This is a genomic window from Neobacillus novalis NBRC 102450, from assembly GCF_001591805.1.
Taxonomy (GTDB): domain Bacteria; phylum Bacillota; class Bacilli; order Bacillales; family Cytobacillaceae; genus Neobacillus; species Neobacillus novalis.
The window spans coordinates 1-6,226 of record NZ_BCVP01000077.1 but is presented as its reverse complement, the minus strand read 5'-3'; the positions used below and the strand labels follow the sequence as shown (position 1 = coordinate 6,226).

The 6,226-nt window shown below is 33.9% G+C and carries 9 protein-coding genes; 8 read left to right on the top strand and 1 reads right to left on the bottom strand.

The annotated features are described in order from the left end of the window. Nucleotides 1–234 precede the first annotated feature (234 nt). A complete protein-coding gene (locus BANVL01_RS28845) occupies nucleotides 235–453 on the top strand; it encodes an HXXEE domain-containing protein (RefSeq protein WP_369689627.1) in 219 nt (72 codons plus the stop codon). Nucleotides 454–655: 202 nt separating this feature from the next. Here BANVL01_RS28845 and BANVL01_RS26195 read toward each other — a convergent pair whose 3' ends face one another. After that, nucleotides 656–1,081 (bottom strand): SRPBCC family protein, encoded by a 426-nt coding sequence (locus tag BANVL01_RS26195; RefSeq protein WP_066092900.1) that lies wholly within the window; start codon nucleotides 1,079–1,081, stop codon nucleotides 656–658. Nucleotides 1,082–1,388: 307 nt separating this feature from the next. On the opposite strand from BANVL01_RS26195, the gene BANVL01_RS26190 reads away from it, so the two are divergent. The 7 genes from BANVL01_RS26190 (at nucleotide 1,389) to BANVL01_RS26155 (ending at nucleotide 5,954) form a co-directional block, all read left to right on the top strand. Next, on the top strand, nucleotides 1,389–1,934 hold the full coding sequence (locus BANVL01_RS26190) for a DUF1697 domain-containing protein (RefSeq protein WP_066092897.1): 546 nt from the start codon (nucleotides 1,389–1,391) through the stop codon (nucleotides 1,932–1,934). A gap of 228 nt (nucleotides 1,935–2,162) precedes the next feature. Continuing rightward, nucleotides 2,163–2,357 (top strand): cysteine-rich CWC family protein, encoded by a 195-nt coding sequence (locus BANVL01_RS26185; RefSeq protein ID WP_066092894.1) that lies wholly within the window; start codon nucleotides 2,163–2,165, stop codon nucleotides 2,355–2,357. 208 nt (nucleotides 2,358–2,565) lie between these two features. Then, entirely contained in the window at nucleotides 2,566–3,081 is a 516-nt protein-coding gene (locus tag BANVL01_RS26180) for a DinB family protein (RefSeq protein ID WP_066092892.1), read from the top strand. Nucleotides 3,082–3,437: 356 nt separating this feature from the next. Then, the gene (locus tag BANVL01_RS26175) at nucleotides 3,438–3,836 is read left to right on the top strand and encodes a GyrI-like domain-containing protein (RefSeq protein ID WP_066092889.1); all 399 of its coding nucleotides are present in this window, start codon (nucleotides 3,438–3,440) and stop codon (nucleotides 3,834–3,836) included. A 479-nt stretch (nucleotides 3,837–4,315) separates the two neighbouring features. Continuing rightward, the gene (locus tag BANVL01_RS28470; RefSeq protein WP_235845783.1) at nucleotides 4,316–4,441 is read left to right on the top strand and encodes an SMI1/KNR4 family protein; all 126 of its coding nucleotides are present in this window, start codon (nucleotides 4,316–4,318) and stop codon (nucleotides 4,439–4,441) included. Between the two features lie 246 nt (nucleotides 4,442–4,687). Further along, nucleotides 4,688–4,897 (top strand): hypothetical protein, encoded by a 210-nt coding sequence (locus BANVL01_RS26160; protein ID WP_066092883.1) that lies wholly within the window; start codon nucleotides 4,688–4,690, stop codon nucleotides 4,895–4,897. Between the two features lie 256 nt (nucleotides 4,898–5,153). After that, nucleotides 5,154–5,954: a DUF6560 family protein gene (locus BANVL01_RS26155; RefSeq protein ID WP_156482431.1), complete on the top strand. Its 801-nt coding sequence runs from the start codon at nucleotides 5,154–5,156 to the stop codon at nucleotides 5,952–5,954. The last annotated feature ends 272 nt before the right edge of the window (nucleotides 5,955–6,226 follow it).

The window sequence follows — 6,226 nt, the reverse complement described above, 5'->3', positions numbered from 1 at the left end:
GAAAGTGTATCACAAAAACATGAAATCTCCTAATTATAATAGGATAAAATATGTCTTAACTGATTTAGCTCCATTATTCAACGGAGTGCGATGCTTTAAAGTTTCGGTGTCCCGTCACTGCCCGAATTATCTTGTTTCACACTAATATTGTTCCTTGGGATAATCCTATTGGGTGTGGAAGGACAGGTCTACTTAAAGGTTTCCAAGAATATCAAGCGAGAAAGTTGAAGTAGAATCACCTCCCAGCTTTCTATTAATGCTGCATGGATCTTGCTAATTATTTCATTTATCACATTAATGACCGCCTACCATCTGCCAGAGGGAAACGTTCTTCTATTTACTGCTGTATTAAATATATTTTTTTTACAGTCATTTTCCCATATTGGCCAAACTGTTATTTTCAAGGGGTATACACCTGGAAGAGTCTTTTTTTCGACAGCTGCACAACTATAGCCTTAACTTTTTGATAGAAAGATGTCAGGTCCCATCTATGGACAGGCGCCCATGATTGGTGCCTGACACCACGACATTTTACGATAATCATAAAAATAAAAAATGGCAGTACCCGTGGTTATTGAATAATTACGGATACTGCCATTGATTTAATTTAGTGCCTTATAAAAAAGATAACTAGAGCATCTCTTCTTATCTTTTTTTAAATAGATGTTTGCTCTGCGTATTTTTTGAAATTATCTAGGATTGCTTGCCATCCTTGTTGTTGAAACTCAACTGGATTCGTAGTTTCAGCATCAAAAGTTTCAATTACTTCCGTTTTGTTATCTTGACCTTTAAACGTGATGTTAACTTTTCTTCCATCACCCAGTGTATAAGCAATAACCTCATGTAATTTCACTTCATCATACGTTCCGCCAAAATCAAAACCAAAACTGCCATCTTTGGCTTCCATTCTTGAATGGAATTTTCCGCCTGCTCTTAAATCATTCTCAGCAATTGGTGTGTGCCAGTCATCTGAAGCGCTGTTCCATTTTTTTATATGAGTTGGCTCTGTCCAATATTCCCATACCTTTTCTACTGGTGCTTGAACTGTTGTTTCTACCGTTACTTTATTAGATGTTTCCATTTCATTTCCCGCCTCTCTTAATCCAAATATTTTTAGTGATTTTGTCCGCAATAGGTGCCTGACTATATTGTAGATGATTTCGAAAAGTTACGCTACTTCTTCATTGTTTCCTTTTTCCGCCCTTGTCATCCATTTCTTTCCTTACAAGAACCTTGGGGAATTTGAAACGGAATATGAAGATAGTTTTATATTTTTCAGGAACAATTGTTAGCCTATTTCTTATTGAACTACAGGAAAGGTTGGTTTAGCAGATATAGTCAATAAGATATAATGGATTAATAAGTAAAAAGTCGAAAGGAAGATGGTTATGGTTTATATCGCTCTTCTTCGGGGGATTAATGTCGGTGGAAAAAATAAAATTGACATGAAGTTGCTTAAACAAACGTTTGAACAAGTCGGGATGAATGATGTGGTGACATACATCAATACAGGTAATATTATTTTTTCATACATAGGCCCATCAAAGGCTGAACTATCACGTATTTTGGAAGAAGCAATACATCATGATTTCGGATTACAAATTAAAGTAGTAGTTCGTAGTGTCGATGATGTCAGGGGAATCATTAACGCTATTCCGGACACATGGAAAAATGACAAAGACATGAAAAGTGATGTCTTGTTTTTATGGGATGAAATTGATGATGAATCTGTACTTACGAATTTGGTCATCAAACCAAATATTGACAATGTGAAATATGTCCCCGGTGCGATTCTATGGTCCGTTGACAAGAAAAATGTAACCAAAAGCGGAATGGTAAAGATAATTGGATCAAGGTTATACAAACAAGTTACTGTTAGAAATGTCAACACCGCTCGTAAGATATATGAACTCATGCAAGCTCAAAATAGTTAGTTCGCCGAAAATAATGATACATTTGATTTTTTCATTTTGGTTAAGGAGAACCGGTTCATTCCGAGTAAGGGGAAAATTAAAAGGACTACAATGGTTAAAAAAACGAATTTATTATCAACTGAGATTAGAGTAAGTTTAAGTGAAGTGGAAAAGTTTCCGTATGGTCTCAATTAACAATCAAATCTGAAATAGTTGATCCATTATGTGGTGTATGAAGGAGAGAGTGAATTGTCCAATAAAAATTGTCCTATATGTGGAAATGAAAACGAATGTATGACAGGTGCTGGAGAATTGAATAACTGCTGGTGTTCCAATGAAGAATTTCCTAAAGGAATCTTTGAATTAGTTCCTGTAGAAAATCGAAGAAAGCATTGTATATGTAAAAATTGTTTAAATAAATTTAAGGAAGAGCAGAAAAGGTAGATGTTCAAGGATGGGCTAAGGAATGGCATGAACCGTTGGCAGCACCCTTTTTCTACTTCAACTTGAGCTCGGATTATTCTAAATGAAGGAGTTCAATAAGTTATTAAACTTATAATATGAAGGAAAACCCAAGAGAATACTTTTCATCATAGAGAATATATACAGAATAGGAATCTAAGTACCCACTTTCTGGTGAAGGAGAAATCTCATGAATAATTTAGTAAACGACAATCTGTTTGAAACGAGAAATAACCTAGTAAAGGAGATTACTTTATTAAGTGATGCACAATTTAATAGTAAGCCTGATAGGAATAAGTGGAGTATCGCACAAGTGTGCCATCACTTAGTTTTAGTGGAAGAGGCAACTATAAAGGCGATTGCATGGGGATTAAAAGAGATTGATCGTTCTCAAAAGGAACGTAAAAACGTTCAGCTTATCATATTGGATAGAACGAAAAAGATTAAAGCTCCAAAAATGGTTGGACCAGATGTAGAGCCATTTGAAGTGCACCAAATAATTGATTTGTTAAATGATTCGAGAAAAAAATTGATGACTTTTCTTAGTACTATAGAAGATCAATCAATATTGGCGGAAAAATCAGTGAAGCATCCTGCCCTAGGTGAATTACCGCTTGATCAATGGATTGAACAGATCTATTTGCATGAACAGCGACACATAGAACAAATTAAAGAGATAAAATTATTTTTAGATGTGCGGCACTAAACTTCTGGTTATAAACGGATTCTTGTTTAAGTAAAGGGTAATTAGCAATCAAAAGTGAAATTTTAACTTTGTAAATATTATACTTAAAGAACCACGTGCTTTTGCTTATAATCTCGGCTGCCATTTTGGCAGCCGTTTTGCTTTTTCACCAATATGTCAGGTTAATATAGGTGGAGCTTAGTAAATTTTTCTCTTCAAATTTCATACGTATGTATTTAAGAACAGGGCTCATTTCTGCAGGATAAATAGCGTTCTATCTTTTGGATTGGGCCAGATTATCTCATAACGCCTTTAAAGGAAAATGGATATTTATGTTGAATCTAACTATTAAAGATATATAGAAAGGATGAATTTTGATGAAATTAACAACCATTAACAGCATTAGAACGAATAATTTTAGTGATGATCGTGTGATGCAAAAAATCACAGAATTGTGGAAGAATGCTTCTAATTGTCTGGCTAAATATGAAAACATTACATACGGTGTTTATCATGAATATGAGAGTGATTACAAAGGGGATTATTCATTAAGCATAGGTATTGAAGATAATGGTGAGAAACCAGTTATAGAGATACCAGACTATGAAAAATACGAAATCTTCAAAGTGGATACAGGTGAAGAACAAGGGATATTTAATACTTGGAGTAAGATATGGGATCAAGAAGAATCAGGTACATTAAAACGAGCTTATTCATATGATTATGAGAAATATTATCCTAATGGGGAAATTGAAATACACATCGCAATAAAGTAATAAAGGTAACGAACAGGTGCAAGGTTGAGGATCCAGCTGCCATTTTGGTAGCTATTTTCTTATTGTGCTATTGGAGAGCAGAGTAATTGAAGTATTATATCGGATTTGCCCCAAACTGTGTAACAAAGGGGTTAAGAAAAAGGTGAATGTGTATATGAAGGATTTCCATTGCTGTGCAACATGCCGGCATTTTAAAGTAGAGAAAAAAGGAGAAGGAATGAATTATTATTGCAGCCGGTTAGGTTATGAAACAAAACCGAACTATAAATTTAATTGCTGGAGCCCCAAGGAGCAAGTGATACAGTTAATGAATAAGAAAAATACGCCCCAAAAGGACAATTAAAAGAAAATATTAACCCTAAACAGGGGGCCGGTTGTTGAAAAAAATAGAGGGTTTTTAATAATAAATATCGAAAGCATTCATAGTTAATTTGCAATTAAGTATGTCATAATAATCCGGAAGTAATATGTGGGAAGAAATGAAGAAAGTAATAAACATGATTAACCCGAGTTCGAAAGTGGCTGGTGTATCGTTACTCGATTTGAAAAAAATAGAAAAAGCACTTGGTGCTATGATTCCAGATGAATACAAGGAACTTTTTTAGAAACGAATGCAGCAAAATTTGGTGATTGGACTTTGTTCCCTATTCTAACTAAAGAACAATCACCCTTAACAATTGATATTGTAAAACAAAATCGAGAGAACAGACCGAAAAATGTACCTAATGAAATGATTTATATTGGTGAAAATATCAACGGTGATAAACTTTGCTACCGCATTAGAAAAAGATTTATTAACGGAGGCAATATCATAACGGAGAGAAAATAATCCATATTTTAGGGGTGATGATTTGAATACTCTTTTTAAAGTAGGTCTAGCTATTAGTTGTACAGGTTTAATAATGCTATTTACATATTTTATAGGTAATGAAATTTTAAAGCAGCTATCTGGGGTGGTAGCGTTCTGGTATCTAAAACCTTTACTTGCAGTTATAGCTGGTTCTGTTTTGGTAGGAGGATTGGCATTGATGGTGCGTGCTGGGGGATATCACGGCAAGTAAATTCTTAAAATGGGAATTTTAATGTTAAGGGCGGGTTAGTAGAAGAAGGACTTAAAATAAGGAGTGGCGAATAAATCAATTATTGAAAGACCTTTAAAGGAGATAAAGGAAATATTATGGAATTGATTTGTAAATTAGGAAAGACCAAAATCCAGGTTAGTTGAAATTTTAGTATTGAACCTTGCAGGTTATTGCTGTCATATTAATTTTGCAAACTATGAATGATTGAGCTGATGTGTTAATGGAGTGGTGAAGAATGCCTGTAGAAGTATATTTGTCAATTTCAATCATTTGTTATTTTTTAGGCTTTATTGTAAATCGGATACACGATCAAGTATTTTCAGGTTATTCACTCCACATTAGATGGTGGTTCTCTACTATAACAATCGTATGTATAATGAACTCCATAGGAAGCTTTTGGGACGGGATAGAGGATGTAAAAATGGCTATACGTGGCTTGCTTTCATCAATCGTATTTTTGTACGTATCTTGGAAAACTAGAAGAGGCAATGAAGCAATTGGAGTATTGCCTGAAAAAATTCTTTTTGGATTATTGAAATGGTTCCAAAAAAAATTGAGTGTTTTTCAGGTTCAGGAAGAAGTTGCCGGGAAGAATGAAATGTCGTTTTCTAGAGGAAGAAGTGCTATTGTAAGAATACCAAATTTATTTAAATGGTTAGCCTTCCTTTTTACATTGGGAATTATGGCGATTGTAATTTTATCTATTCTTTTTCCAGATAATACTGAGGATTATAACTTAATTGGTTTTATTGTTGCATCTTCAGTCATCTTATTTGGGAGTTTGGCAACAATAAGAGGATTTTTATGGAGAATTGATGTAAGTAAAGATTCGGATATGTTCGTGTATAGAACATCTTTTGGACGAACGTATCAAATACCTTACAATGAAATCACATATTACAAAACACAAAAGCACTTATTAACATTTAAATACAGGAGAAAGATTTTTATTATCCATACACAAGCTATTAATTATAGCTTTTTTATAAGAATGCTTATAGAAAAAAATGTGAAAAAGGTCTTCAAAAAAATTTAAAAATACCTACACTGTATTATGCATATATTTGGCTGCCAAGACGGTGATCCTTTTCTTAAGAATCTAAAGGGATGGTTCTCTTGGCTTTTTTAGAGGTAAGTGAAAAACAGCAAAACCGTCCCCATGGTTCTTTGTTTCCGCAAGGGATGGTAAACTTGCAAATACTTTTTAAAAGTGGTATTCTAAGGAAGAATTATTTTTGTTCGGCGGTTTAAAGGAAAGTATTAGTAGAACTTTTCGTCTAATGATCACTGATAGCAAGGATAGTAACT

What these genes read in the sequence shown, in the direction of transcription:
- BANVL01_RS26195 (WP_066092900.1), bottom strand. Translation starts at nt 1,081, where the DNA reads ATGGAAACATCTAATAAAGTAACGGTAGAAACAACAGTTCAAGCACCA.
- BANVL01_RS26190 (WP_066092897.1), top strand. Translation starts at nt 1,389, where the DNA reads ATGGTTTATATCGCTCTTCTTCGGGGGATTAATGTCGGTGGAAAAAAT.
- BANVL01_RS26180 (WP_066092892.1), top strand. Translation starts at nt 2,566, where the DNA reads ATGAATAATTTAGTAAACGACAATCTGTTTGAAACGAGAAATAACCTA.
- BANVL01_RS26175 (WP_066092889.1), top strand. Translation starts at nt 3,438, where the DNA reads ATGAAATTAACAACCATTAACAGCATTAGAACGAATAATTTTAGTGAT.
- BANVL01_RS28470 (WP_235845783.1), top strand. Translation starts at nt 4,316, where the DNA reads ATGAAGAAAGTAATAAACATGATTAACCCGAGTTCGAAAGTGGCTGGT.
- BANVL01_RS26155 (WP_156482431.1), top strand. Translation starts at nt 5,154, where the DNA reads ATGCCTGTAGAAGTATATTTGTCAATTTCAATCATTTGTTATTTTTTA.